This is a genomic window from Synechococcus sp. R6-7, assembly GCF_047461695.1.
Taxonomy (GTDB): Bacteria; Cyanobacteriota; Cyanobacteriia; order Thermostichales; family Thermostichaceae; genus Thermostichus.
The window spans coordinates 1-1195 of the sequence record NZ_JANSHS010000526.1; the positions used below are offsets into that span (position 1 = coordinate 1).

General features: G+C 59.3%; 1 protein-coding gene. It reads right to left on the reverse strand.

From position 1 onward, the window contains the following. A partial coding sequence (gene lepA / locus NW815_RS13730; protein ID WP_414416135.1) for a translation elongation factor 4 occupies window positions 1-1190 on the reverse strand: 1190 nt, incomplete at its 3' end. Between the last annotated feature and the right edge of the window lie 5 nt (window positions 1191-1195).

The window sequence follows — 1195 nt, forward strand, 5'->3', positions numbered from 1 at the left end:
CTGACAATCGGCTCCTCAATGCTGGTGCGCTCGTTGGGGGGAGGCAGCTTGCTGGGATTGTCCACCCGAATCACAGAGCCGTTGTTGAGGGTAACTTGGTACACCACCGTCGGAGCTGTGATCACCAGGTCGAGATTGTACTCCCGCTCTAGGCGTTCCTGCACCACCTCCATGTGCAGCAGGCCCAGAAAACCACAGCGGAAGCCGAAGCCCATGGCGCTGGAAATTTCTGGCTCAAAGTACAGGGCAGCATCGTTGAGCTTGAGCTTTTCCAGAGCCTCTTTGAGTTCGGCGTACTGATCGGAGCTGCTGGGGAACAAGCCACAAAACACCATCGGCTTGGCTTCTTTGTAGCCGGGCAGGGGCTCAGGAGCTTTGCGATTCACCAGGGTGATGGTGTCCCCAACCCGGGCGTGTTCCACGCTCTTGATGGCGGCGGCCATGTAGCCCACCTCGCCCGCATGTAGGGCATCCACCGGCTCTTGGTTGGGACGCATCACCCCCAGCTCGGTAATCTCGTATTCTCGGCCAGAGGCCATAAAGCAAATCTTGTCCCCCGTTTTCACCTCCCCGTCCATGATGCGCACATAGACGATCACGCCGCGATAGGCGTCGTAGTAGCTATCGAAAATCAAGGCCCGCAGGGGCTCCGCCACCGTATCCCGTGGGGGGGGCACCCGCTGCACAATGGCCTCCAGAATCTCTTGAATGCCAATACCCACCTTGGCAGAGGCCAGGATTGCCCCGCTGCAGTCGAGGCCGATTACCTGCTCAATCTCCGCAATCACCCGCTCCGGCTCGGCGCCCGGCAGGTCGATTTTGTTGATCACCGGAATAATTTCCAGGTTGTTCTCCAGGGCCAGGTACACATTGGCCAAGGTTTGGGCTTCCACGCCTTGAGAGGCATCCACCACCAGCAGCGCCCCTTCACAGGCGGCCAGGGAGCGGGAGACTTCGTAGGTGAAGTCCACATGCCCCGGCGTATCGATCAGGTTCAAAACATAATCTTGGCCGTCTTGGGCACGGTAGTTCATGCGGGCCGCTTGCAGCTTGATGGTAATGCCCCGTTCCCGCTCCAGTTCCATGCTGTCCAGCAGTTGCGGCTTCATCTCGCGAGCTGAAACGGTGCCCGTTTCCTGCAGGAGGCGATCGGCGAGGGTGGATTTGCCGTGGTCGATGTGGGCGATGATGGAAA